The sequence below is a fragment of the Novosphingobium sp. genome, from assembly GCF_049240505.1.
Taxonomy (GTDB): Bacteria; Pseudomonadota; Alphaproteobacteria; order Sphingomonadales; family Sphingomonadaceae; genus Novosphingobium.
In genome coordinates this window covers 1-22808 of sequence record NZ_JBMLSM010000036.1, presented here as the reverse complement: position 1 = coordinate 22808, position 22808 = coordinate 1, and the positions used below count along the sequence as shown (strand labels likewise).

Sequence of the window (22808 nt, the reverse complement as noted above, 5' to 3'; positions counted from 1 at the left end):
GGGCAAGCCAGCCCTTGCCGGTGCCGTCGAGTTCGACGACGCCCATCAGCTGCTCCTCACCGCCTTGCAGCTTTTTCATCGGGTGGGCGATCCAGCCCTTGCCCGCTTCTTCGGTGCGCGCCAACACGCGATCACCCACGCGCAGCGCAGCGTTGCGATCACGCTGTTTGCCACGCGGTTCAACGATGCGGATGCGGGGCGGCGGGCTGGCGTCTTCGGGATTCCAGCTATCGGGAATGGCTACGGGTTCGCCCTCATCGATCTCCATGATGCGCAGAACGGTGACCTTCGGCACCCCGCCCATTGCGTGAAAAGCGCTGCGGTTGCCATCGATCAGGCCTTCTTCGGCCATGTCCTTGAGCAAGGACTTCAGTGCGATCTTTTCCGTGCCTTTGAGGCCGAATGCCTTGGCAATCTCGCGCTTTCCAGCAGGTTCTGCCGACTGGGCGATGAAATCGAGCACCTGCTGGCGCGTGGGGAGGCCCTGGGGAAAGCGGATTTTGGTCATGGGGGGCATGTGGTCGTTATACCCCCCGATAGCAAGCGTTCACGGTTTTACTGAAACGGGCGAAAGCGGGGCGAACTGGCCACCGGGTACAGCGGAGGCGACCGGGCTTTCTGAACCGTCTGCCGCAACAGCATTGACGCCGAACAGCCAATCGTCGGCGCGGACGCCGGGGAAGCTGGCTTTGGTGTCGGTGGTATCCAGCAGCTTCGTTTCCCACATCGGCGCATCGGTGCGGCGCTGCCACAGGGTGTAGCGGACCGCGCCGGGCACGGACTGCCATTCGATATCGGTGCTGGGCTTGACCGCCCCCTTCACCACCGGCGCAGGCGGCATGGGGGTGCGTGCAAGCTTGGCCAGCGCGCGCACGTTCAGGCGCGTGACTTTGGCGAGGTAGGGGAAATCCATTTCGTCAGCGGTATCACCGAATTTGACGCCTGCTTCGGTGCGCAAATCCTGATGCTGATGTTCGTAATCCTCAACCGCGACCGTGAAGCGGACGGCGGGATAGCCCTTGTCCGAGAACGGCAACTGGTCCCCGCCCCGGCCCATCCGGTCGGCGCGCCAGATCTGGCGGACGGTCAGGCCTTTGTCTGCGTCGGCTTCGGCAAGGCTGGCGACCCAGCGCGAGATATTGCGCGAGGGGCTGTCGTTCTCACCACCGAAGCGTCGCATCTGGGCGCGCAGGGCATCGGTCGAATCGGCGCGGAGGGCTTCAGACAGGACGCGAACGTGGGCGTTGTCGCGGTAGCCATCGGAGCCGGTGGAACCGCCGACTATATCGTTGTTGAGCACGGCCTTCACCGTCCACCCCTGTGCGGCGGCGTAGTCGGCCAGCAGTTTGCCGCCGAGCAGGCCCTGTTCCTCGCCGGAGAGGGCCGCGTAGACGATGGTGGTGGGGAACTTTTCTTGGGCGAGCACGCGGGCGGCTTCGATGACGAGCGCGGTGCCAGAGGCGTTGTCGTTCGCGCCGGGAGCGTCTCTGGTGGCGTCGAGTACATCGGACACGCGGCTGTCGATGTGGCCCTGAACGATGACGACTTCGCCCGGACGTTCGGTGCCGCGCTGGATGGCCACGACGTTTACGAGGCGGGTGGGCGTGGGCACGCGATCACCGCTGACCACGGTTTCGGGAAGGACGATTTGCAGGCAATTGCCGCAGGTGGCGCTGGCTTTGCGGAACTCTGCTTCGGCCCATTTGCGCGCTGCGCCGATGCCGCGTTTGGGGTCCGTCTGCGAAGAGAGCGTGTGGCGGGTGCCGAAGCTGACGAGCTTTTCGACATCGGCGCGGAGGCGGGCTTCGGAAATGGCGTCCTCGGGCGCGGCGTATGCGGCGGTGGACGCGAGTAGCAGGAGCAGGATCAGATAGTTGCGCATGAAAGCTTCATGCAACGGGTGTGGCGATACGGCAAGCGCCGGGAAGGGAAAGGGTGGCTGTTGAAGCCACCCTTCCGGACAATCAATAGGAGCGGGCGATCAGGATGGTTTCGATCGCCGGTTCGCCGGTGAATGGGCAGGTGCCAGTGGGCTTGACCGCATCGAGCGGGGTGTTGCGGATGGTGAGCTTTAGCGCCTTGAGTTGCTCCACCACTTTGTCCAGCGCCTCGCCGGTCGGCTTGGACCAGCCCATTTCGACCCAGCCCGGATACTTGTTGCCTTCGGCAAAGTAAGCCTTGAGGCCATCGAGATCGGTCACGTCGCGCACGATCTGCGCATCGCGGCGGGCGCGGGCTTCTTCATAGAGCGCAGTCTGGATGGCTTCGAGTTCGGCAGCCGCGCTGGCGATGAATGCTTCCTTCGACTGGCCGACGAAGTTCGGCTTGGCATCCAGGCGCCAGAGCTGATCGCGGCGCAGGGCAGACACCTGACCGCCTTCAGCATCGCGACCGCCGATTTCGAGGATCAGGGGCGCGCCCTTCTTGACCCATGACCAGCGCTTCTGGGTGGCCTTGCCGGGGCGCTTGTCGAGCAGGACGCGGATGCGTTCACCAAAGGCGGACTGCTTGGCAAGTGCGGCGCGGATTTCTTCGCAATAGGCGAGCAGCGCTTCGTCGCCGTCATTGTCGCGCAGCATGGGGAGAATGACGATCTGCTGGGGAGCGACCTGCGGCGGCACGCGCAGGCCATCGTCATCGCCGTGCGTCATGATCACACCGCCGATCAGACGGGTGGAGACACCCCACGATGTGGTGTGAGCCAGCGCCTGCTGGCCTTCTTTGTCCTGATAGCGGATGCCGGCAGCCTGCGCGAACGTGGTTCCGAGGTAGTGCGAGGTGCCCGCCTGCAACGCCTTGCCATCCTGCATCATGGCTTCGATCGAGAATGTTTCGACCGCGCCGGGGAAGCGCTCGTTCTCGGGCTTGGGACCGGCGATTACCGGCATGGCCAGCGGACCTTCGGCAAAGGCGCGATACATTTCGAGTGCGCGCAAGGTTTCAACCATCGCATCAGCCTCATCCGCATGGGCGGTGTGGCCTTCCTGCCAGAGAAATTCGCTGGTGCGCAGGAACATGCGGGTGCGCATTTCCCAACGGACGACGTTGGCCCACTGGTTGGTAAGCAAGGGCAGATCGCGCCACGATTGGACCCAGCGCGCCATTGCCGCGCCGATCACGGTTTCGGACGTGGGGCGCACGACCAGCGGTTCTTCCAGCTTGGCTTCGGGATCGGGTGTAAGACCGCCCTTCCCGTCGGAAATCAGGCGGTGGTGCGTGACGACCGCCATTTCCTTGGCAAAGCCTTCGACGTGTTCGGCTTCCTTGGTGAAATAGGACAGCGGGATGAACAGCGGGAAGTAGCAGTTCTCGACGCCTGCTTCCTTGATTTCGGCATCCATCAGCTTTTGGATGCGTTCCCAGATGCCATAGCCCCACGGCTTGATGACCATGCAGCCGCGCACGCCGGATTCCTCGGCAAGCTCGGCCTCGGCGATCACCGCCTGATACCACTGGGCGAAGTCTTCGGCGCGCTTCACGTTGAGCGCGTGCTTGATTGCTGGCTGGTTCATGGGTCGCGCGTTAAAGCGCAAAGGCAATTCCCGCAATGCCCGGTTTGGACATTGCGGGAAGCATATCAGTTGGAAAGCTGGTCCAGCTTCTTCTGCATCTCGGCCATCTGCTTGCGCAGGACATCGAGATCGTCACCTTCAGCGGCTGGCTTTTGTTCTTCAGACCCCGCTTGTGCGCCGGGAACGAAAGCCGCTGCTGCAGCCTTGAACATTTCCATGTTGCGCTGCGCCAACTGGGCAAGCGGATTGGAGCCGAGGCTATCCTCGATCGCCTTGCGCATCTTGGCCTGGTTATCGCGGAAGTGTTCCATCGAGGCTTCGAGATAACCCGGAAGGAACGCCTGCATCGAATTGCCGTACATCGAGATCAACTGGCGCAAAAAGTTCGTCGGCAGCATCTGCTCACCGGCGGCTTCTTCCTCCATGATGATCTGCGTGAGGATCGCGTGCGTAAGATCCGCACCCGTCTTTGCATCCATCACTTTGAAATCGACGTTATCCTTCACCATCTGCGCGAGATGGTCGAGCGTAATGTAGCTCGATGTGCTGGTATTGTAGAGGCGACGGTTAGCGTATTTTTTGATTATAACCGTGCCGCCGTTCTTGGAATCACTGGCCATAGTCTGGCACCCCACTGCGACGTATATATAGTATTAGCACGTGCAGTATGTGCAGCGCAACAAATCTAAACAAGTAGCGTTAACAACCGGTTTGGCGCGAAAAACGTCGTCCCATCAGGGTCAGCAGTTCATATTGTGACAGGCCAGTGGCGGAAGACGACGCCGCAAGGTCATAATCTGCCGCAAGCCAATCGCCATCACCACAGTCAGGCAGATCGGTGAGATCAACGATCGTCAGATCCATCGATACGCGGCCCAGCACAGGCGTGCGTTGACCTTGCCAAGTGAAATGGCCCTTGCCCGTCCAGCAGCGCAGGTAGCCATCCGCATAACCCACCGACAGAACACCAACCCGCATCGGTTTACTGGCGCAGAACAAGGCATTGTATCCGACTTTTGCGCCCGGTTCGAGGTTTCGCACTTGCACGATCATGGCTTCAGGTTGCGCCACCGGCTTTATCACTCCGCCAAGTTCAGAACGCGCGATGCCGCCATAGAGTGCGATGCCAGGGCGCGTGAGATCGGCATGATAGGCATCGCCCAAGGCGATTCCGGCACTGTTGGCCAGACTGTAGCGGCGCGCCGTAACCGTGCGGCGAACCGTTTCGAAATGCCGAAGCTGGTCGGCATTCTGGGCGCAATCTTCGTCCGCACTGGCAAGATGGCTGAGGCAGATATCGATATCGAGCGCGGACAGCGCCTCTTGACCGAGATGCACCATTTCAAGCCCCAGACGACTCATGCCGGTATCGAACATGAGATGACACGTGCCGCCGCCCGATTCTGCCCAGAGGCGAATCTGGTGCAGGCTGTTGAGCACAGGGCGAACGCCCGTGCTGCGAGCAAATTCGGCCTCGTCACGGTTAACCGGGCCGTGCAGCACGGCAATCTGCTCTGCCGGAACAAGCGGGAGCAGGTCAGGCACCTCGCCCCAGTGTGCGACGAAGAAATCGCGGCAACCGGCACTGGCCAGCACTGGCACCACCCGCGCGGCGCCAAGTCCATAGGCATCGGCCTTTACCGCTGCCCCCGCCGCAGCACGCCCGGACAAGGCATCAAGCGCCCGCCAGTTTGCTGCGAGTGCATCGGAATCCAGCGAGAGGCGCAATGTTGCGGGAGGGAGAACAGAAATGTCAGTCGTCCGTGAAATCGGCGGGAAGCCCCGGTTTTAAGCCCCAGAGAGCCACTAGGAACCCGAAGAGCACCACAACCCAAGTGTACCACAGCCCGGCGTAGGGATCACCGGTGCGGGCGACGATGTAGCTGGAAATCAGCGGCAGGAAACCCCCGAAATAGCCTGTGCCGAGATGATAGGGAATCGACATCGAGCTGTAGCGGATGCGGGGCGGGAACATCTCGGAAAGCAGCGCGGCAACCGGCCCGTAAGTCGCCCCGGAAAGCGCCATCAGTGCCAGCAGACCGACCAGAACCAGCGCAAGCCGTGCAGGCGATGGCGTGACTTTCGCAAAGTCATAACCGTGGGTGGAAAGATCGGCCTGCAGCGCCTTGATCCGTGCTGCGGCCTTGTCATTCCACGGATAGGACGCGGTGGCCATTGCCGCACCGCCTACGGTTGCGGTGAAAACCGGCCCCTGTTCAAGCTGATAGCTGATGCCGGAGGCCGCGAGATCCGAAAGCAGCTTTGCGCACTGGCTCGATTGTTCGGCGGCGAAGGGACTGTAATTGCAATCCGGCCCGGAGACGACCACAGGGTTGCGCTGCGCCGCGGCGGCAAGGCCGGGATTGGCGGAAGAGCCGATGAGCCAGAACACCGGGAACAGTAACAGCAGGGTCAGCGCATAACCGATCACGATCGGCTTTTTGCGGCCAACCCTGTCTGACCATGCGCCGGCGATCAGATAGAACACCATACCAATCGCGCCGCCGATTCCGACGGTGATCTCTGCCAGCGTATCGTCCATGCGTGCGGCGGATTTGAGGAAGCTGAGGCTGGAGAACATCGCGGTGTACCAGATTACCGTGAGGCCTGCCGCGATGCCGAACAAGGCGATGAAGATGCGCCGCTTGTTACCGGGATAAGTGAAGCTTTCCACGAAAGGATTTCCGGCGAGTTCGCCCTGTTCCTTCATCGCTTTGAACACCGGGCTTTCCGAAAGTTTCAGGCGCATCCACAGTGAGATGGCCAGCAGCGCGAGGCTGACGAGGAATGGCACGCGCCAACCCCAGCTTGTCCAGACCTCTTCGCTCATCAGCGACTTGCTGGATAGCACCACGAGGAGGCTGAGCACGAAGCCACCGACCACGCTGGCCTGAATGTAGCTGGTATAATAGCCGCGCCGACCGCCGGGGGCATGTTCGGCGACATAGATCGCCGCACCGCCATATTCACCGCCCAGCGCGAGGCCTTGCAGCACGCGTAAAAACAGCACGATGGCAGGTGCAAAAAGGCCGATGCTTTCTGCCGAGGGGATCAGCCCGACACCTGCGGTGGCAATGCCCATGAGCGTGACGGTGACGAGGAAGGTGTACTTGCGGCCCAGCTTGTCGCCCAGATAGCCGAACAGGATTGCCCCCAAGGGCCGAAACCCGAAGCCGACCGCGAAGCCCGCCCACACCAGCAGTACCTGCAATGTGGCATTATCGGATGGAAAGAACGTCTTGCCGATGATCGCTGCAAGCGTGCCGTAGATGAAGAAATCGTACCATTCGAACACCGTGCCGGCAGAACTCGCCGCGATGACGAGCCGGATATCGGATGCGCTGGGTTCAGGCGGTCTGCCTTCGGACATTCCGTTGCTGGCAATGCTGGATGACACGCTGAAATTTCCCCCGGACCGATCTTATCGCAACGGGCTGTAGCCAAGCGGCGGGGCGTGCGGCAAGCCCTGCATATGATCAGATGAAGATTGAATCAGGACTGATCGCAAGACGAGAGCGCATCGAGCGCGGCGTCCCACGCGAGCAATATCGCTCCGTGCCGCGCAGGATAAGTGCGCGCGGTGGCGAGAAGATCAAGCGCCGGCCAATCGGGTTGCCCGCCTTCCCCCAGCAGCCAATCGGCCAAGGCAGCACGGGATGCGGCAATGCTGGCGCGATCGCGACCTTTTGCCGAGCGGACGAAAAGGGCGGCTGCGGCTTGGCCAATGGCGCAGGCATGGGGACGCAGGCCAATGGTTGTGATTGCTCCGGCTTCGTCAGTAGCGACGCCCATTTCGATGGTGCTGCCGCAACTGCGCGACCGGGCATTGCCCTTGTGCGGCAGCGCTTCATCCCACGGCGTGCCGGAAAGTTCCATTGCCAGCGCAAGGATTTCGGGCGTGTACAGCCCGCGGCCTGCGCTCATCTCAGTTTCCGAGAACCTGCTGGCGGGCCTTGCGTCGGGCAACTTCGCTGGCCTGTTTTGCAGCCTGTTCACGTCGTTCTGAAATCAGGGTGAGCAGTTCTTCGCTGGCGGCGTTGAGGAAGGGATACGTGCGTGCTTCGGTAATCCATTCGGGACGGCCATCTTCACCCCAGGCAAGATCATAACCGAACACGACGATGGAATAGCCGAGGACGACGATGATGAAGCCCTTCACCGCGCCAAAGCCAAAGCCGAGGAGCCGGTCTATCGGGCCGATGGCGGAATCGCGACTTGCACTGCCGATGCGGCGGGCGAACATGCGTGTGGCGATGTAGGGGCCGAGCAGAAGCAGAAAGAATGCGAGCACGCCCGCGCCCGTTTCGGTAGGCAGATGCGCGGCGAGCCAGTAAGTCAGGCTTTCATGAAAGTAGTGCACTGCGAGCAGGGCGAGGCACCATGCCGCAAGCGACAGCACTTCTTCCACGAAGCCGCGCATGAAACCGCCGACGGCACCGATGCCGACGAGGATGAGAACTACATAATCGAAGCCGGTCATTTCGGGCGGGAACCTATGAGCCGCCCATCACGCGGTCAATCAGATTTGGCAGAAGCTTGAGCGGAGAATAGCGCAGACCATCGACCTTTTCGGACCCGGCCTCCGGCCCGCAGCCAAGCCGGAAGCCCAGCTTGGCCGCTTCGCGCAGGCGCACTGGCGTGTGGGCAACAGGACGAACTTCGCCTGCCAGCGATATCTCACCGAACCAGATCGAGGCCGGTGGCAGGGGCCTGTCGGACAGGGCGGAGACGAGTGCGGCGGCCACGGCAAGATCGGCGGCAGGATCGGTCAACCGGTAGCCACCTGCGACGTTGAGGTAAACTTCGGCGGTGGAAAAGCTGAGGCCGCAGCGCGCTTCGAGCACGGCGAGGAGCATAGCGAGGCGGCCCGAATCCCAGCCCACCACCGCGCGGCGCGGCGTGGCACCACTGGCAAGGCGGACGGTAAGCGCCTGAATTTCGACCAGCACCGGCCGCGTGCCTTCGAGCGCGGGGAAAACGGCGCTGCCTGCGACCTGATCCTCACGCCCGGAAAGGAACAGCATCGACGGATTGCCGACTTCTTCCAGCCCCGCCCCGGCCATTGCAAAAACGCCGATTTCGTCCACCGCGCCGAAGCGGTTCTTGATCGCGCGGAGAATGCGGTACTGGTGGCTGCGTTCGCCCTCGAAGCTCATCACCACATCGACCATGTGTTCGAGCACGCGCGGCCCTGCGATGGAGCCATCCTTCGTGACGTGACCGACGAGGACGAGGGCTACACCGCTCTCCTTGGCATAACGGATCAGTTCGAAAGCGCAGCCGCGCACCTGGCTGACCGTGCCGGGCGCGCCTTCGATCTGGTCCGAATGCATGGTCTGGATCGAATCGATCACGAGCAACGCAGGCGGCGGCATTGTGCCCAGGGTGGTGAGGATATCACGGACCGACGTGGTGGAGGCAAGCCGGATCGGTGCCTTGCCCAAACCCAGACGATCCGCGCGGAGGCGGATCTGGTCGGATGCTTCTTCACCGCTGATATAGACCGCTGTGCCGCCCGACATCGCCACTTTTGCCGAAGCCTGAAGCAACAGCGTGGATTTGCCGATGCCCGGATCGCCACCCATCAGGATGGCGCAGCCCGGCACCAGCCCCCCGCCGAGCGCGCGGTCGAACTCTGCAATGCCAGTTTGACGGCGCTGCGGAAGGGCCACGGGTTCATCAAGGCTGACGAAAGCGACGCGGCGCCCTCCGCTGGACAGATCATGCTTGGCCGAGAAGACGGTTTCGGGCGCTTCTTCGGCCAGCGTGTTCCATTCGCTGCAATCGGCGCATTGGCCCTGCCAGCGGTTGGTAACGCTGCCACAGGCCTGACAGACATAGCGGCGTTTGGGTTTGGCCATGTGGCTCGCATATCAGAACATAGATGGAACGCAAGCCGGGTTGCGCCATTCCCGTAGCAATTCGCTAACCATGAAACATGGCGCGATCCTTAACGTGCGGGGACTATGGGCATACGTAATGGCCCGCAAGTCTACCCCGTTTCTCGGCATCGATCCGAAGATGTACCGCCACTTTGCGGCACTGACGCTTGGCATATCGTGCACGGTCGCGCTCTTTGCCGATGGCGAGGCGCAGCAGGCGATGGCGCAAAGCCAGAAGCAGGCCGAACTCAAACGTGCCGAGCGGCAGAAGTTCGGAAGCACCAAGCTGGCCGACCATCGCAGCGATGAGGCCAGACGCCCCCGTTCATCAGGCTATCGCGACGGTAACGGCGCACCGATGGACGCGGGCGGCGATGGTGCTGGCGGAATTATCCCTGCAAACTTGTCTGTGAGCGCTGCGCCGGTGATCGTCGAAATCGATCAGGCTGCGCTCGCACGGATGACGCCGCAGCAACGCATTGCGTATCTTAAAATGCTGGAAGCTGAACGGCGCAAGCGCATGGCACAAGGACCGGTCATGCCGACACAGGCGCAGATCGATTCACTGGCGGCGGATTCTGCGATGCGATCCGGTTCGGAAAGCATCGACTGACGCAATTGCGGATGGTGCCCCTGGCCCGACTCGAACGGGCACGTATTTCTACAAACGATTTTGAGTCGTTCGCGTCTACCATTCCGCCACAGGGGCACGTTCCGGCACGGGCCTTAGCCAGTGCCATCACGAAAGGTCAAGCGTTACGCAGCGCGCCTGCAAGAAGCTTGTGGAGCTTCGAGTGGAGCGCATCGTTGCCCGCAAGCACGGTTTCATCACAGATCGGCTGTGAGCGCCCCTTGTAGTCGGACACGAAACCACCGGCTTCCCGCACGAGAAGACAGCCAGCAGCCGTATCCCACGGGTAAAGGCCGGATTCCCAGAAACCGTCAAAGCGACCCGCAGCAACCCACGCCAGATCGAGCGAAGCCACGCCGAAGCGGCGGATGCCGGCAATGCGCGGGCCGAGTTCGGCGTAGATGCGCGCCCATTCGTTGATATCGCCACGCCCGGCAAAGGGAATGCCGGTAGCAATGAGCGCTTCATCCATATGGCGACGTGCCGAAACACGCAGGCGGCGGTCCTGCAACCACGCGCCTTGAGCCTTTTCAGCCCAGAAGCTTTCGTCGGTGATCGGCTGATAGACCAGCGCTGCGGTTACTTCGCCCCAACCCCTGTCGTCCAGAGTCGGCTCCTGCACCGCGATCGAAATGGCAAAGTGCGGGATGCCGTGGAGGAAGTTGGTCGTGCCGTCGAGCGGATCGATGATGAAACGGGGCTTGCCCTCCTCACCCGCGATTTCGCCGCCTTCTTCCATCAGGAAGCCCCAGCCCGGACGCGCGGTGCGGAGTTCGTCCCACAACGTGCGTTCGGAATGCTGATCGGCTTTCGAGACGAAATCCGCAGGGCCTTTCTTCGAAACCTGAAGATGCTCGATCTCGCCGAAGTCGCGGCGCAAGCGTCCACCCGCCTTGCGCGCCGCGCGCTCCATCACGCGCATCAGGCCGGAAATGGCTGCCATCTATCAGCCCACCTTGCCGACGTAAGTGCGTTCGTAGACATCGACGATAATGCGCGTGCCGCTGCCGATGTGCGGCGGCACCATGACGCGCACGCCGTTATCGAGAATCGCGGGCTTGTAGGACGAAGACGCGGTCTGCCCCTTCACCACGGCATCGGCTTCGACGATGGTGGCTTCAACCTGATCGGGCAACTGCACCGAGATCGGACGCTCGTCATACATTTCGAGCAGCACGGTCATGCCGTCCTGCAGGAAGGCAGCGGCATCGCCCAGAAGATCCGAAGGCAGCGTGATCTGATCGTAATTTTCAACGTCCATGAAAACCAGATCATCGCCCTCGGCATAGAGGAACTGGAAATCCTTGGTGTCGAGGCGCACGCGCTCAACCGTGTCAGCGCTGCGGAAGCGGACGTTGGTCTTGCGGCCATCGATCAGGTTCTTCATTTCAACCTGCATGAACGCGCCGCCCTTGCCGGGCTGGGTATGCTGGGTCTTGGCGACCTTCCAGATGCCCTTTTCGTATTCCAGGATATTGCCCGGACGGATGTCCACGCCGCTGATCTTCATGATGGAAAGAGCCTTACCGTGAGTAGGGAAGCGCGGCCCTTAGCCGTTCATGGGCGTTGCTTCAAGCGCGATTGCCTGAAATGGGCTCGGCGTGCTAGCGCGGGAGCATGAAGCGCTTTTCCATCTTCGCAATCGCCGCAATGTTTCTGGCAAGTGCTGCACAGGCCGTTCCCGGTGGAAAGCTGATGGTGTTGCAAAAGGGTGGCTGGACCTGCGAGATCCCCGGAGACGCCAACACGCTGGCGACTGAAAAGCCGGAACTGGGGTTCGAAACTATCGCGGATTCCAGCTATGTTGCGCCCGATGGCACGACCGGTTCGTACCTCAGGCTTGCAGACCGACTGACGTTGACGAGTGGGGTTTTTGCAGGTCGCCGGTTCTTGATGGACGGCGAGGAAATCCTGCGCGAAGTCGCACGCGATGATACGCCAACCGGCCTGCGCTGCGTTCACGCAGGGCCGATCAGCATCGCGACGCCGGGTTAAGCGCTCACGCTATCTCGCCGCATCCGCCAGTAGGCGTAGGCAATGATCGCGGCGAAGGCGGCCACGCCGAACGGCAGGCTGCCAGGGAAATTCTCCACCACGGCCAGCGCTTCGGGGTTGTCTGTCCCCGCCACGATTGCGGCGAATGCGATGTTGAACAGACTGTCGCCCACGATCAGGCCGGTGGCGGTCAGCACGCCCATGCGCTCGGCAAATTCAGGCGATGATTGTCGCACGGCCCAGCGGTTATACAGATGACCGAGAACGGTGCCGAGAATGACCATAAGCGTAACCTGCGTTGGCAGATACATGCCCATTCCGACCGCCAGTGGCGGAAGCGCGCCCTTCCCCGAACGCTTGAGCAGTTCATCCACCAAGATCACGCCCGCGCCGATTTCTGCGCCCAGCCCTACCAGATCCCAATCGAGACTGCCGCCCAACACGCCTTGCGCGATGGCGGAAATCAACGAAGCCTGCGGGGCTGACAGCGCATTTTCGTCCGCCCCCGGCGCGCCCTGGAATCCGAACGTGGAGTTGAGCAGATCGAGGATAGGTGGAATCACCAGAGCGCCGAACAGCACGCCAAGGATCAGGGCGACCTGCTGACGCCAGGGCGTAGCCCCGACGAGTTGGCCAGTCTTGAGATCCTGAAGGTTATCGTTCGAAATTGTGGCGACGCCGAAAACGATGGCAGTGACGAACAGCGCAAACGCGACCAGCGCTTTTGTATCCGCTTCTGATCCACCCTGCCCGAACAGGCCTAGCAAAAGCAGCGAAATGCCGAGCGCCGCGAGGATACCAACCCCCGAAATCGGGCTGTTCGATGCGCCGATCAGACCTGCCATGTAGCCACAGACCGATGCGATGATGATGCCGGCGATCAGAACATAAACCACTGAAGCAACAAGCGTCATGCCCAGCGAGGCTGCCACCGGACCACCAACGGCAAAATCGGCCAGAAGCAAGGCAATCGGGATCATCGAGACGAGAATTGTGCCGCCGACGATGCCGATGGGGATGTCACGCTCAGTGATGTCGAGGCTGTCGATACCACCACCCTTGCGTGAGGCATTGGCGGCAATCGCAGCGGTCACGCCGCGCACAATGGGGCCGATTACCCGCAGCAAGGTCCAGATCGCGGCAACGCCAATGGTGCCCGCGCCGATGAAGCGAATCTTCTGACGGAACACGGTTCCAACGAAATCGGCAAGGTCCGCCCCTGCCGGAATGCTGCCTGCGGTCAACTGCGGGAGCAGAACGCCGAAGCTGATTACGATGCCCACCAGCATGGCGATGCCAACCGCAAGGCCAACGAGATGGCCGACACCGACAAGCGCCAGCGACAGCCCGCCAAACAGCATCGAGCCGCCCGAGCCGATCTTGAACGCGCCGCCCACTTCTTCAGCCGCCAGCTTCATCTTGGCAAGCAGCGGATAAAGCGCCGCAAGAAGACCGCCGGCAGTAACTGCGGCAAGGCCCTTGCGGTTTTCCTCAACCCCGCCCACGCCCGCGCCAACTTTCAGCACTTCTGCTGCAGCAACGCCTTCGGGATAAGGCAGATCGGAACCGGTCACCAAGGCACGACGAAGCGGAACGGAATACATGACGCCCAAAACGCCGCCGACCGCGATTACCGCAACCGATTCCCAATAGGGAAAGTCTGCCCACCATCCGACCATGACCAGACCGGGCAGGACGAACACGATAGCGGACAGGGTGCCCGCCGAACTCGCGATGGTCTGGACGATGTTGTTTTCCTGAATCGTCGCGCCGGAAAATGCCCGCAGCACCGCCATCGAAATAACGGCGGCAGGGATCGAGGTGGCAAACGTCAGGCCGATGCGCAGGCCGAGATAGACATTCGCAGCGGTGAACACGACCGTCAGGATCGCGCCGAGCACGACGCCGCGCAGTGTCAGTTCTCGTGTGGTCGGTCCGGTCATGCGCGCTCCATACGATGCATCAGACCGCCTGTCTTGCACGACATGGCGTGCATGGAAAGCCGCATCAGCTTACAAACGAAACCTTCGTCGATCCGGTTACCATCTGCGCAAGGCGTGCTGCATCCCAATTGGTCAGGCGCACACAGCCGCGGCTCTCGGCGCGGCCAATGGTGTGCGGTTCTGGCGTGCCGTGGATGCCGTAGTGTTCCTTGGATAGATCGATCCATACCACGCCGACGGGGCCGTTCGGTCCGGGCGGCAGGAGATGCTCACCTTTGCTGTCGGGAACGTCCCAGAACAAGCTGGCATCATAGGAGAATTCAGGATTGTACGACTTCCCCTTGATCTTCCAGTTGCCGAGCGGGAGCGGGTCACGGCTCGATCCGGTGGTGACGGTGAAGACCGCGACAAGTTTGTCGGCCTTGTCATAGGCTTCCAGCGTGCCCTTCGATTTTCTGACGACAATGCGCGCAGCTTCGGGTTGGGCATCGCTCACCCCAAGCGTAGCAAGCGTTGCCAGCCAGCCCTTGTTATCGACCTTTGCCGGGTCGATCTGGTCACCGCCGATGTTGGGCACCCTGATCTTCAGGCCTGCGCGATATGGTTCAGGCGGCAGAGGATTGGACGTGGGCGGGTTGAGCGAATTGCGCTGCTTTTCCGCTTCGGCGCGTGCCGTCGCCTGCTGCGCAAGTCCCGGATTAAGTCCCCGCAAAACTTCAGCCGTAGTGTGGAAGCGCTCGGCCAGCTTTTCTTCGAGCGAGGTGTAGCCGATCTCGGACAACTTTGCCTGCTGCGCCGGATCCTTGGGCAGCGGTTCGAACCGGCCCTGCGCGAAATCTTCAGGAATGGTGACGACGCGCGTGGCGGCGATGTTCGACCACCGCGCAAGTGCCTTCATCGTGGGATCATCGAACTTGCCTGTTGGGGGCAACCCGTTCGCTTTCTGGAAACCGGTGACGGCATTGGTCGTCGAAAGGCCTGTCTTGCCGTCGATTACGCCGGGTGCGAAGCCGAGCCGTTCAAGAACGACCTGCGCCTGCATGACCGGACGGGCAGCATCCTCAGGTGAAGCTGGCTGGCCGGGCGCAGGGTCATTGGAAGCCATTGGCACGATGAACGACGGCGCAGTTACTGCACTCTCGCTGGCCGACGGCGTAGGGGTTTCGGAATTGCAGGCGGATAGTGCCAGAACGGCAAGCGCAGCGGCGGTGAAGCGAGGCATTGAGGCTCCAGTATGGTTGCCCTGCTACAATGCTCTGCCCGCCCTGCTTGTTCCGCCAGTTCCAGTCAGTCAGTCGTCTTCGACCAACCGAGGATTTGCGCGGATCGCATCAAAAAAGGCCGTAACATTTGCCGCTTCGTCACCGTTCCACACGGCATTGCTCACCGCGAGGAAATCAGCGCCTGCCTGCACCAGCGGAGCGCAGTTAGCGGGCGTTATGCCACCGATGGCCACACAGGGCAGTTCGAAGATCGATTGCCACCATTCGAGCAGGTCCAGCCCTGCGACGTGCTTGGTTTCCTTGGTGCTGGAAGGGAAGAATGCACCGAAGGCAACATAATCAGCCCCGGCATCACCCGCGTCCATCGCCATGTGACGGCTATCGTGGCAGGTGACGCCAATCTGGGCGTTGCGGCCAAGGCGATCGCGTGCATCCTTCACATCGCCATCGTCCTGCCCAAGATGGACGCCATCGGCTGCCAGACGCTTGGCGAGGCTGATGGAATCGTTGACGATGAACGCCACGTCGCGATCTGCGCAAATACGCTGGAGCGGCTCGGCAAGGCGCGCCGCCTCATGCTCGTCCATGCCTTTTACCCGGAACTGGAATGCGGCAACCGGACCAGCATCAAGCGCGCGGGCAAGACGGTCCGGGAACGTGCCTGAAACGTCGAGCGGAGAGATGAGGTAGAGTTCTGAGGAGAGCTTGGCCATGCAGGCGGCCTTATCGGTGCGGATGGTATGCTGCAAGCAAAACGCCCCGCCCCGGCTTTGCCGGTGGCGGGGCGGCCTTTCCGTCCTCTCAAACGGATTTATGCGGCGACGAGCGTCTTCTGCGTCGAACCGGTGTAGATTTCGTCGATCGCTGCGCTCAGCGCGGCGTCGAATTCGGCATCGCTCATCTGCGCGCGCAGGTCTTCAAGCAGGGCGCGGCTGAAGCTGGCAATGATGCCATTGTTCTTTGCCAGCTCGACGCAAGCTTCGGGGCGCTTGTAACCGCCCGAAAGGGCGACGACGCGCAGCACCTTGGGGTGCGAGACAAGCGGATCGAACGTGCCCGCCACGATCGGCAACGACAGCTTGAGCATGACTTGCGTGCCTTCAGGCAGCGCGTCGAGGTTCTTGAGAATTTCGTCGAGCAGGATCGCGTCACACTCGGCGCGCGTCTCGCTCTTGATATTCACTTCAGGTTCGATGATCGGCATCATGCCGTGGCTGAGAACCTGATTGCCCACTTCGAACTGCTGCGCGACCACGGCAGCAATTCCTTCGCGGTTGGCTGAATTGATCACCGAGCGTTCCTTGGTGCCGTAGACGCCCAGAGCCTTCGAACGGACCAGCAGATCGTCGAGTGTCGGCATCGGCTTCATCAGCTGAACACCGTTCGCTTCGTCCTCAAGCCCCTTGTCGATCTTGATGAAGGGTACCACGCCCTTTTCGATCAGCGCGGCAGGCGTAGGCTTGCCATCGACGGTGCCGTCCATCGTGCGCTCGAACAGGATCGCACCGATAACCTTTGAGCCGTCGAATGCAGCCGAACGGATGATGCGGGCGCGCATTTCGTGGATCAGGCCGAACATTTCCTCGTCGGTGGTCCAGGCACCTTCTTCGATGCCATAGCCCTTGAGCGCCTTGGGAGTCGAACCACCCGACTGGTCGAGAGCGGCAATGAAGCCGTTGCCGGAGGCCATCTTGGCGGTCATTTCGGTCGTGTTCATCAGCCCGTCCTGTTCTGGCGGAACGCCCGGATTTCCGGCTCCGCATACCTATGCGTAAATGCGCTTTAAAAAGACGCTCGCGAATGTCAGCGAGCGTCAAAAATGGCGCATACCTATGCAAATACTCGCCATAAAGGAGCGCGTGCCGCAGTGCAACACGCCCTCCTGAATTTTTTACGCCTCCAGTGCTGCGACGCCCGGCAGTTCCTTGCCTTCCATCCATTCGAGGAACGCGCCACCTGCTGTCGAGACATACGTGAAGTCGGCTGCGACGCCAGCATGGTTGAGCGCGGCAACGGTATCGCCGCCCCCTGCAACCGATACTAGCGAGCCTTCTTTGGTCAGCGCCGCAGCGGTCTTCGCCAGCGCAACAGTCGCAGCATCGAACGGCTCGGTTTCGAACGCGCCCATCGGCCCGTTCCACACGAGCGTGCGGCAGGTCTTGAGCGCATCGGCCAAGGCTTCGACCGCTGCGGGACCAACGTCGAGGATCATTTCGTCCTCGGCAACTTCATGGACATTGCACATGCGCAACGAGGCAGGATTCGCCGCAAATTCCTTCGAAACGACGACATCATAGGGCAGATGAACGGTGCAACCGGCCTTGTCTGCGTTGTCGAGAATTTCCTCAGCCGTTCCGGTGAGATCATGCTCGCAAAGCGACTTGCCGACGTTCACGCCCCGCGCGGCAAGGAAGGTGTTGGCCATGCCGCCACCAATAATCAGGTGATCGACCTTCGATACAAGATGCTTGAGCACATCGAGCTTGGTCGAAACCTTTGCGCCGCCAACAACGGCGGCAACCGGTCGCTCAGGTTCACCAAGCGCCTTCTGAAGCGCCTTCAGTTCGGCTTCCATCGCCCGTCCGGCATAGGCGGGCAGCACTTTGGCAAGGCCTTCGGTCGATGCGTGAGCGCGGTGCGCAGCCGAGAAGGCATCGTTGACGTAAATGTCACCGAGGTTGGCGAAACGTTCGACCACCGCCGGGTCGTTCTTTTCCTCGCCGCCGAAAAAGCGCGTGTTTTCGAGGATGGCGATGGATCCCGGCGCAAGAGCAGCGACGGCTTCCTTATCACCTTCCCAATCGATGTAGCTTACCGGGCGGCCCAGAACGTGCGAAAGCGGATCGGCAATCTTCTTGAGCGAGAACTCTTCTGAAGGCTGCCCCTTCGGACGGCCAAAGTGCGCAAGGACGAGGACTTTGGCACCCTTGTCGGCAAGCTCGCTCAAAGTGGCAACGGTGGCGCGCAGGCGGGTGTCGTCGGTCACCTTTCCATCGGCCATCGGCACGTTGAGGTCTTCGCGCACCAGCACGGTCTTGCCGGTCAGGTCACCGATATCGTCAAGCGTCTTGAAGCTCATTCCTCGATCCTCACTTCGTCGCCGATGGCGATTTCACCATCGGTCAAGACTCGGCCCAGCACGCCACCGCGCCAGTCTGGCATCAGGGCGAGTTTCAGGCCGGGCTGGATTTCATCCATGCGGCTGCACGGATCGCATTCGCAGGTTACTTCAATGCGCAGGGATTGGCCGATAGCGATAATCTTGCCCGGCTCACGCGGGAGCCTGACGCCCTGCACCAGCAGATTTGCGCGCCGGATGTGCCAAGGCAGCGCGCGGTCAGCGGCGGCCCCTAACTCGGCCAGCGCAGCCTGCCAACTTTCGGCCTCGATCAGGGATATCTGCCTGCGTCCTGATTTGCCGGGACGGATTGCCCCGCGCAGGTCACCGCGAACGCCAAGCTCGCGGGTGACTGGAACGTGATCGAGCGTCTCGATCGGCCCACGCGGCCTATCGTGCCGTGCAATGCCTTCGAGACGCCCGGTCATTATCACAGATCCTTAAAGGAACTTCGCCATCGCGCCCGCAGTGTCGAGCATACGGTTGGAGAAACCCCACTCATTGTCGTACCACGACAGGACACGCACCAGCTTGCCTTCGAGCACGGCGGTTTCGAGGCTGTCGATGGTGGACGAGTGCGCATCGTGGTTGAAGTCGATCGAAACGAGCGGTTCGTCAGTGTAGCCCAGCACGCCCTTCAGCGGGCCTTCGGCAGCGGCCTTGAGCACGCTGTTGACTTCTTCAAGCGTGGTGTCGCGCTTGGGCGTGAAGGTCAGGTCCACCACCGATACGTTCGGCGTCGGCACGCGGATCGACGAGCCATCGAGCTTGCCCTTGAGATCGGGAAGAACTTCGCCCACGGCAACGGCAGCGCCGGTGCTGGTCGGAATCATGTTCATCGCAGCAGCGCGGGCGCGGCGCGGGTCGCTGTGGATCTGATCGAGGATCTTCTGGTCGTTGGTGTACGAGTGGATCGTGGTCATCAGACCACGCTCGATACCGATCGATTCATGCAGAACCTTGGCCATTGGCGCGAGGCAGTTGGTGGTGCACGAAGCGTTCGAGACGATCTTGTGATCGCCGGTCAGCTTTTCGTGGTTCACGCCGAACACGACGGTCAGGTCGACGTTCTTTGCCGGAGCCGAGATCAGCACGCGCTTGGCGCCCGCGTCGATATGCTTCTGGCCGCCATCGCGGTTGGTGAAGAAGCCGGTGCATTCAAACGCAATGTCGATGCCGTTGGCGGCGTGCGGCAGGTTTGCCGGATCACGCTCGGCAGTCACCTGGATGCGCTTGCCGTTGACGATCAGATCGTTGCCATCGACCGAAACGTCGCCCGAAAACGCACCGTGCACGCTGTCACGCTTGAACAGCAGGGCATTGGCCTTTGCGTCAGCCAGATCGTTGATCGAGACCAGCTCAAGGCCGCAATCGGGCCGTTCGAGGATGGCGCGGGCAACATTGCGCCCAATGCGTCCGAAACCGTTGATTGCAACCTTGATCGCCATGTCAGGTATCTCCTGTTGAATTTACGAAACCCGCGAAAGGATTTGCGGGACGATCTTGTCAGCCGTCAGGCCGAAATAGTCGAAGAGAACGTCAGCCGGAGCCGATGCGCCAAAAGTGTCGATGCCGATGGTCAGGCCATCGCCGACATACTTCTGCCAGCCCAGCGTCACCCCAGCCTCGACCGAAACCTTGAGAGCATCGGCCGGAAGCAGATCGGCCTTGTAGGCCGCGTCCTGTTCGTCGAACAGTTCCCAGCAAGGGACCGAAACGACATCGGCACCGATGCCCTGCACTTCAAGCGCAGCCGCCGTCTTCATCGCGACTTCGACTTCAGAGCCGGTGGCGAGCAGCACAACCTTCCGAGCGGCAACAGCTTCGACCAGGCGATAGGCACCCTTGGCGCTCTTCATCTCGGCATCGAAGCGCACCGGCGGGAGGTTCTGGCGGGTCAGCGCAAGAACCGATGGGCGGTCCTTGTTGGCCAGCGCGATAGCCCAGGCTTCTGCCGTTTCGATCGCATCAGCCGGGCGGAACACCAGCAGATTCGGGATCATGCGCAGCGACATGACATGTTCGACCGGCTGATGGGTCGGCCCGTCTTCGCCAAGACCGATCGAATCGTGCGTGAACACATAGATCGCGCGTGTGTGTTGTAGCGCCGACATGCGGACGGCATTGCGGCAATAGTCCGAGAACACCAGGAATGTGCCGCCGTAGGGGATGATCCCGCCGTGCAGCGCCATGCCATTCATCGCGGCAGCCATGCCGAATTCGCGGATGCCGTAATAGACATAGCGACCGTCATAGCTTTCCGGCGTGAAGGGGCTAGTCGATTTGGTCTTGGTGTTGTTCGAACCGGTAAGGTCCGCCGAACCGCCGACCATTTCAGGCACGTTTGCGGTAAAGGCTTCCAGCGCCATCTCGCTCGACTTGCGCGTCGCGACCTTGGGCGGGTTGGCAATCAGCGACTGGATATAGGCATCGAAGCCGGTGTCGGCAGGAAGATCGCCAGCCATCCGACGAGCAAGTTCGGCAGCCTTGTCACTGGCGGCGGCGCGTTTTTGCCATTCGGCGTGAGCGACCTTCCCGGCTTCTGCCGACGAACGCCAGTTCGCCAGAATATCTGCCGGAACTTCAAACGGAGCCGAGGTCCAGCCCAGATATTCACGCGCAGCGGCAATTTCGTCGGCACCCAGCGGTGAACCGTGAACGTTGTGACCACCCTGCTTGTTGGGCGCACCCTTGCCGATAACCGTGCGGCAGGCGACCAGCGATGGACGCGGATCGGCTTCTGCTTCGGCCAGAGCGCGTGAGATATCGGCAAAGTCATGACCGTCGCACGATGCAACATGCCAGCCCGACGCGGTGTAGCGACCGAGGATGTCTTCACTGGTCGAAAGCGATGTGTCGCCGTCGATGGTGATCTTGTTGTCATCCCACAGCACGTTCAGGCGGCCAAGCTTGAGCGTTCCGGCAAGGCCCACGGCTTCGTGGTTGATGCCTTCCATCAGGCAGCCGTCGCCAGCGATGACCCACGTCTTGTGATCGACCAGATCGTTGCCGAACTGTGCGTTGAGATGACGTTCGGCCATTGCAAAGCCGACAGCCATCGCCAGCCCCTGCCCCAGCGGACCGGTGGTCAGTTCCACGCCGGGGATCAGGAAGTTTTCCGGGTGTCCTGCGCAAACGCTGTCCAACTGGCGGAAATTGCGAATGTCCTCCATCGTCGGGCTTTGGTAACCCGAAAGGTGGAGCAGCGCGTAGATCAGCATCGAGCCGTGGCCGGCCGAAAGAATAAAGCGGTCGCGATCGGTCCATGCCGGAGCCGACGGATCATGCTTGAGGAACTGGGTCCACAGCACTGTGGCGACATCGGCCATGCCCATCGGCATTCCGGGGTGGCCCGAGTTCGCTGCCTGGACCGCGTCCATTGCAAGCGCACGGATCGCGTTGGCCATTGGTGCCAGCGCGGTGGTTTCGCGTGTCATGCTTGAAAAAGCCCTTCCCTGTCGTGCTGCCAGCCATTGAGGCCCACACGAAAACCGATGATTCGGAGCGGGGCCTCTTTGGTCATGGCAGGGCGAAGGGTCAAGGCTGTGCGGTGGTGTTCTTTGCGACGATTGCGTTGGCCTGCGCTGTCTAATGGCGCTGTCTACCGGGTTTTGCAGTGCAGCAGTTGCGATGGGCCGCCAATCTGATAACTTGCGTGGTCATGGCAGCAGAAGCATTGAATGCCGCGCTGGACCGGCTTGAGCAAGCGCTGAGCAGGGTCGAGGGGGCAGTTTCACAACAGGGCAACCGGGGCGGCGAAACGGCTGAGGAGCTTGCGCTGCTCAGGGTTAGGCACCGCAAACTGAAAGACACCGTGGCGCAGGAATTGCGCCAGTTGGACCTTTTGCTGGCAGGCCTTCCGAAATGAGCAATCTGACATTGACCATCGGCGGTCGCCCCTTTGCCGTGTCCTGCGCTGATGGTGAGGAACCGCATATCGAAATGCTGGGGCGCATGATCGATGACCGCGCCCGCCGCATCGGAATCGGACAGGGTGAAGCGCGAATGCTGCTGTTTTCCGCGCTGATGCTGGCCGACGAGTTGCACGAAGCGCATCGTCATGCGCCCGTTGATACCGCGGCAGAGGCAGCCGTGGCATCTCCAGATGAAACAGATGGCGCAGAGCAGATCGTGACGGACCGGATCAATCTGCTCGCCGAACGTCTTGAAAAACTCGCGATCACCCTTGAGCAGGGATCGGTCAGCGCCTAGATAGACAGCGACGGGATCTGCCCGGCACGAGCCGTATGAACATCCCTGAGGCTATAAGCAATCCAAGGGGGCTGCCCCTGCCTGGGATCCTGGTCCTGGGTAAGCGGTCCCCACCTGACGTCGAGGCGTCAGAGGATTTTCCGAGCTAACGACCCACGGTGGGCCCGTCACCCCTTCCTTCTGAACCGGAGCATCCCGTGGAAGCCAAGACTGCGCTGCGCGAGCAACTGAGGGCGCGGCGCAATGCCCACGTGGCGTCGCTCGATCCGCGCGTAAAAGCCCTGATGTTCCG

Annotated in this window: 22 protein-coding genes, 1 tRNA gene and 1 pseudogene; 4 read left to right on the top strand and 20 right to left on the bottom strand. The window is 61.5% G+C overall.

Annotated elements, in window-relative coordinates; translation table 11 throughout:
• The 9 genes and pseudogenes from ACOVQ0_RS03285 to radA form a co-directional block, all read right to left on the bottom strand.
• Positions 1 to 508: pseudogene (locus ACOVQ0_RS03285) on the bottom strand (ribonuclease R); the annotation flags it as partial.
• 39 nt (positions 509 to 547) lie between these two features.
• Positions 548 to 1882: a M28 family peptidase gene (locus tag ACOVQ0_RS03280; protein WP_421880139.1), complete on the bottom strand. Its 1335-nt coding sequence runs from the start codon at positions 1880 to 1882 to the stop codon at positions 548 to 550.
• 82 nt (positions 1883 to 1964) lie between these two features.
• Positions 1965 to 3512 carry a proline--tRNA ligase gene (proS, locus tag ACOVQ0_RS03275; protein ID WP_421880137.1) on the bottom strand — a complete coding sequence of 516 codons (1548 nt, stop codon included), beginning with the start codon at positions 3510 to 3512 and terminating at the stop codon, positions 1965 to 1967.
• Positions 3513 to 3577: 65 nt separating this feature from the next.
• A complete protein-coding gene (gene phaR / locus ACOVQ0_RS03270; protein ID WP_421880135.1) occupies positions 3578 to 4132 on the bottom strand; it encodes a polyhydroxyalkanoate synthesis repressor PhaR in 555 nt (184 codons plus the stop codon).
• Positions 4133 to 4211: 79 nt separating this feature from the next.
• Positions 4212 to 5264 carry an alanine racemase gene (alr, locus tag ACOVQ0_RS03265; RefSeq protein WP_421880141.1) on the bottom strand — a complete coding sequence of 351 codons (1053 nt, stop codon included), beginning with the start codon at positions 5262 to 5264 and terminating at the stop codon, positions 4212 to 4214.
• Position 5265: 1 nt separating this feature from the next.
• Positions 5266 to 6882 (bottom strand): MFS transporter, encoded by a 1617-nt coding sequence (locus ACOVQ0_RS03260; RefSeq protein WP_421880133.1) that lies wholly within the window; start codon positions 6880 to 6882, stop codon positions 5266 to 5268.
• Positions 6883 to 7004: 122 nt separating this feature from the next.
• Complete coding sequence (locus ACOVQ0_RS03255) at positions 7005 to 7436, bottom strand: iron-sulfur cluster assembly scaffold protein (protein ID WP_421880131.1); 432 nt, start codon at positions 7434 to 7436, stop codon at positions 7005 to 7007.
• A 1-nt stretch (position 7437) separates the two neighbouring features.
• The gene (locus tag ACOVQ0_RS03250; RefSeq protein WP_421880129.1) at positions 7438 to 7992 is read right to left on the bottom strand and encodes a CvpA family protein; all 555 of its coding nucleotides are present in this window, start codon (positions 7990 to 7992) and stop codon (positions 7438 to 7440) included.
• A 13-nt stretch (positions 7993 to 8005) separates the two neighbouring features.
• Positions 8006 to 9373: a DNA repair protein RadA gene (radA, locus tag ACOVQ0_RS03245; RefSeq protein WP_421880127.1), complete on the bottom strand. Its 1368-nt coding sequence runs from the start codon at positions 9371 to 9373 to the stop codon at positions 8006 to 8008.
• A gap of 118 nt (positions 9374 to 9491) precedes the next feature.
• On the opposite strand from radA, the gene ACOVQ0_RS03240 reads away from it, so the two are divergent.
• On the top strand, positions 9492 to 10007 hold the full coding sequence (locus ACOVQ0_RS03240; RefSeq protein WP_421880125.1) for a hypothetical protein: 516 nt from the start codon (positions 9492 to 9494) through the stop codon (positions 10005 to 10007).
• A gap of 12 nt (positions 10008 to 10019) precedes the next feature.
• Here ACOVQ0_RS03240 and ACOVQ0_RS03235 read toward each other — a convergent pair.
• The 3 genes from ACOVQ0_RS03235 to efp form a co-directional block, all read right to left on the bottom strand.
• Positions 10020 to 10103: transfer RNA gene (locus ACOVQ0_RS03235), tRNA-Leu, on the bottom strand.
• A 40-nt stretch (positions 10104 to 10143) separates the two neighbouring features.
• Entirely contained in the window at positions 10144 to 10968 is an 825-nt protein-coding gene (locus ACOVQ0_RS03230; RefSeq protein WP_421880123.1) for an inositol monophosphatase family protein, read from the bottom strand.
• Positions 10969 to 10971: 3 nt separating this feature from the next.
• Positions 10972 to 11535, bottom strand: a complete 564-nt coding sequence (gene efp, locus ACOVQ0_RS03225) for an elongation factor P (protein ID WP_421880121.1) — start codon at positions 11533 to 11535, stop codon at positions 10972 to 10974.
• A gap of 107 nt (positions 11536 to 11642) precedes the next feature.
• On the opposite strand from efp, the gene ACOVQ0_RS03220 reads away from it, so the two are divergent.
• Complete coding sequence (locus ACOVQ0_RS03220) at positions 11643 to 12020, top strand: hypothetical protein (protein WP_421880120.1); 378 nt, start codon at positions 11643 to 11645, stop codon at positions 12018 to 12020.
• Here the strand turns inward: ACOVQ0_RS03220 and ACOVQ0_RS03215 are convergent.
• The 8 genes from ACOVQ0_RS03215 to tkt form a co-directional block, all read right to left on the bottom strand.
• Positions 12017 to 13963 carry an OPT family oligopeptide transporter gene (locus tag ACOVQ0_RS03215; protein ID WP_421880118.1) on the bottom strand — a complete coding sequence of 649 codons (1947 nt, stop codon included), beginning with the start codon at positions 13961 to 13963 and terminating at the stop codon, positions 12017 to 12019. The two genes, ACOVQ0_RS03220 and ACOVQ0_RS03215, sit on opposite strands and share 4 nt — an antisense overlap.
• 64 nt (positions 13964 to 14027) lie before the next feature.
• Entirely contained in the window at positions 14028 to 15185 is a 1158-nt protein-coding gene (locus ACOVQ0_RS03210; protein WP_421880116.1) for a L,D-transpeptidase family protein, read from the bottom strand.
• 69 nt (positions 15186 to 15254) lie between these two features.
• The gene (gene thiE / locus ACOVQ0_RS03205) at positions 15255 to 15899 is read right to left on the bottom strand and encodes a thiamine phosphate synthase (RefSeq protein ID WP_421880114.1); all 645 of its coding nucleotides are present in this window, start codon (positions 15897 to 15899) and stop codon (positions 15255 to 15257) included.
• Positions 15900 to 15997: 98 nt separating this feature from the next.
• Entirely contained in the window at positions 15998 to 16903 is a 906-nt protein-coding gene (locus ACOVQ0_RS03200) for a fructose bisphosphate aldolase (RefSeq protein ID WP_421880112.1), read from the bottom strand.
• A 174-nt stretch (positions 16904 to 17077) separates the two neighbouring features.
• Positions 17078 to 18265 carry a phosphoglycerate kinase gene (locus ACOVQ0_RS03195; protein WP_421880110.1) on the bottom strand — a complete coding sequence of 396 codons (1188 nt, stop codon included), beginning with the start codon at positions 18263 to 18265 and terminating at the stop codon, positions 17078 to 17080.
• On the bottom strand, positions 18262 to 18732 hold the full coding sequence (locus ACOVQ0_RS03190) for an MOSC domain-containing protein (protein WP_421880108.1): 471 nt from the start codon (positions 18730 to 18732) through the stop codon (positions 18262 to 18264). Before ACOVQ0_RS03190 ends, ACOVQ0_RS03195 begins: the two co-directional genes overlap by 4 nt.
• 12 nt (positions 18733 to 18744) lie before the next feature.
• Complete coding sequence (gap, locus tag ACOVQ0_RS03185) at positions 18745 to 19752, bottom strand: type I glyceraldehyde-3-phosphate dehydrogenase (RefSeq protein ID WP_421880106.1); 1008 nt, start codon at positions 19750 to 19752, stop codon at positions 18745 to 18747.
• Positions 19753 to 19773: 21 nt separating this feature from the next.
• Positions 19774 to 21741 (bottom strand): transketolase, encoded by a 1968-nt coding sequence (tkt, locus tag ACOVQ0_RS03180; protein WP_421880104.1) that lies wholly within the window; start codon positions 21739 to 21741, stop codon positions 19774 to 19776.
• Positions 21742 to 21965: 224 nt separating this feature from the next.
• On the opposite strand from tkt, the gene ACOVQ0_RS03175 reads away from it, so the two are divergent.
• Positions 21966 to 22172: a hypothetical protein gene (locus tag ACOVQ0_RS03175; protein ID WP_421880102.1), complete on the top strand. Its 207-nt coding sequence runs from the start codon at positions 21966 to 21968 to the stop codon at positions 22170 to 22172.
• Complete coding sequence (locus tag ACOVQ0_RS03170; protein ID WP_421880100.1) at positions 22169 to 22516, top strand: cell division protein ZapA; 348 nt, start codon at positions 22169 to 22171, stop codon at positions 22514 to 22516. The genes ACOVQ0_RS03175 and ACOVQ0_RS03170 overlap by 4 nt, the downstream gene beginning before the upstream one ends.
• Positions 22517 to 22808: the final 292 nt, after the last annotated feature.

Bases quoted from the DNA above. Each gene is read 5' to 3' on its own strand.
- ACOVQ0_RS03280 (WP_421880139.1), bottom strand. From the start codon at position 1,882: ATGCGCAACTATCTGATCCTGCTCCTGCTACTCGCGTCCACCGCCGCA.
- proS (WP_421880137.1), bottom strand. From the start codon at position 3,512: ATGAACCAGCCAGCAATCAAGCACGCGCTCAACGTGAAGCGCGCCGAA.
- phaR (WP_421880135.1), bottom strand. From the start codon at position 4,132: ATGGCCAGTGATTCCAAGAACGGCGGCACGGTTATAATCAAAAAATAC.
- ACOVQ0_RS03260 (WP_421880133.1), bottom strand. From the start codon at position 6,882: ATGTCCGAAGGCAGACCGCCTGAACCCAGCGCATCCGATATCCGGCTC.
- ACOVQ0_RS03255 (WP_421880131.1), bottom strand. From the start codon at position 7,436: ATGAGCGCAGGCCGCGGGCTGTACACGCCCGAAATCCTTGCGCTGGCA.
- ACOVQ0_RS03250 (WP_421880129.1), bottom strand. From the start codon at position 7,992: ATGACCGGCTTCGATTATGTAGTTCTCATCCTCGTCGGCATCGGTGCC.
- radA (WP_421880127.1), bottom strand. From the start codon at position 9,373: ATGGCCAAACCCAAACGCCGCTATGTCTGTCAGGCCTGTGGCAGCGTT.
- ACOVQ0_RS03240 (WP_421880125.1), top strand. From the start codon at position 9,492: ATGGCCCGCAAGTCTACCCCGTTTCTCGGCATCGATCCGAAGATGTAC.
- ACOVQ0_RS03230 (WP_421880123.1), bottom strand. From the start codon at position 10,968: ATGGCAGCCATTTCCGGCCTGATGCGCGTGATGGAGCGCGCGGCGCGC.
- efp (WP_421880121.1), bottom strand. From the start codon at position 11,535: ATGAAGATCAGCGGCGTGGACATCCGTCCGGGCAATATCCTGGAATAC.
- ACOVQ0_RS03220 (WP_421880120.1), top strand. From the start codon at position 11,643: ATGAAGCGCTTTTCCATCTTCGCAATCGCCGCAATGTTTCTGGCAAGT.
- ACOVQ0_RS03215 (WP_421880118.1), bottom strand. From the start codon at position 13,963: ATGACCGGACCGACCACACGAGAACTGACACTGCGCGGCGTCGTGCTC.
- ACOVQ0_RS03210 (WP_421880116.1), bottom strand. From the start codon at position 15,185: ATGCCTCGCTTCACCGCCGCTGCGCTTGCCGTTCTGGCACTATCCGCC.
- thiE (WP_421880114.1), bottom strand. From the start codon at position 15,899: ATGGCCAAGCTCTCCTCAGAACTCTACCTCATCTCTCCGCTCGACGTT.
- ACOVQ0_RS03200 (WP_421880112.1), bottom strand. From the start codon at position 16,903: ATGAACACGACCGAAATGACCGCCAAGATGGCCTCCGGCAACGGCTTC.
- ACOVQ0_RS03195 (WP_421880110.1), bottom strand. From the start codon at position 18,265: ATGAGCTTCAAGACGCTTGACGATATCGGTGACCTGACCGGCAAGACC.
- ACOVQ0_RS03190 (WP_421880108.1), bottom strand. From the start codon at position 18,732: ATGACCGGGCGTCTCGAAGGCATTGCACGGCACGATAGGCCGCGTGGG.
- gap (WP_421880106.1), bottom strand. From the start codon at position 19,752: ATGGCGATCAAGGTTGCAATCAACGGTTTCGGACGCATTGGGCGCAAT.
- tkt (WP_421880104.1), bottom strand. From the start codon at position 21,741: ATGACACGCGAAACCACCGCGCTGGCACCAATGGCCAACGCGATCCGT.
- ACOVQ0_RS03175 (WP_421880102.1), top strand. From the start codon at position 21,966: ATGGCAGCAGAAGCATTGAATGCCGCGCTGGACCGGCTTGAGCAAGCG.
- ACOVQ0_RS03170 (WP_421880100.1), top strand. From the start codon at position 22,169: ATGAGCAATCTGACATTGACCATCGGCGGTCGCCCCTTTGCCGTGTCC.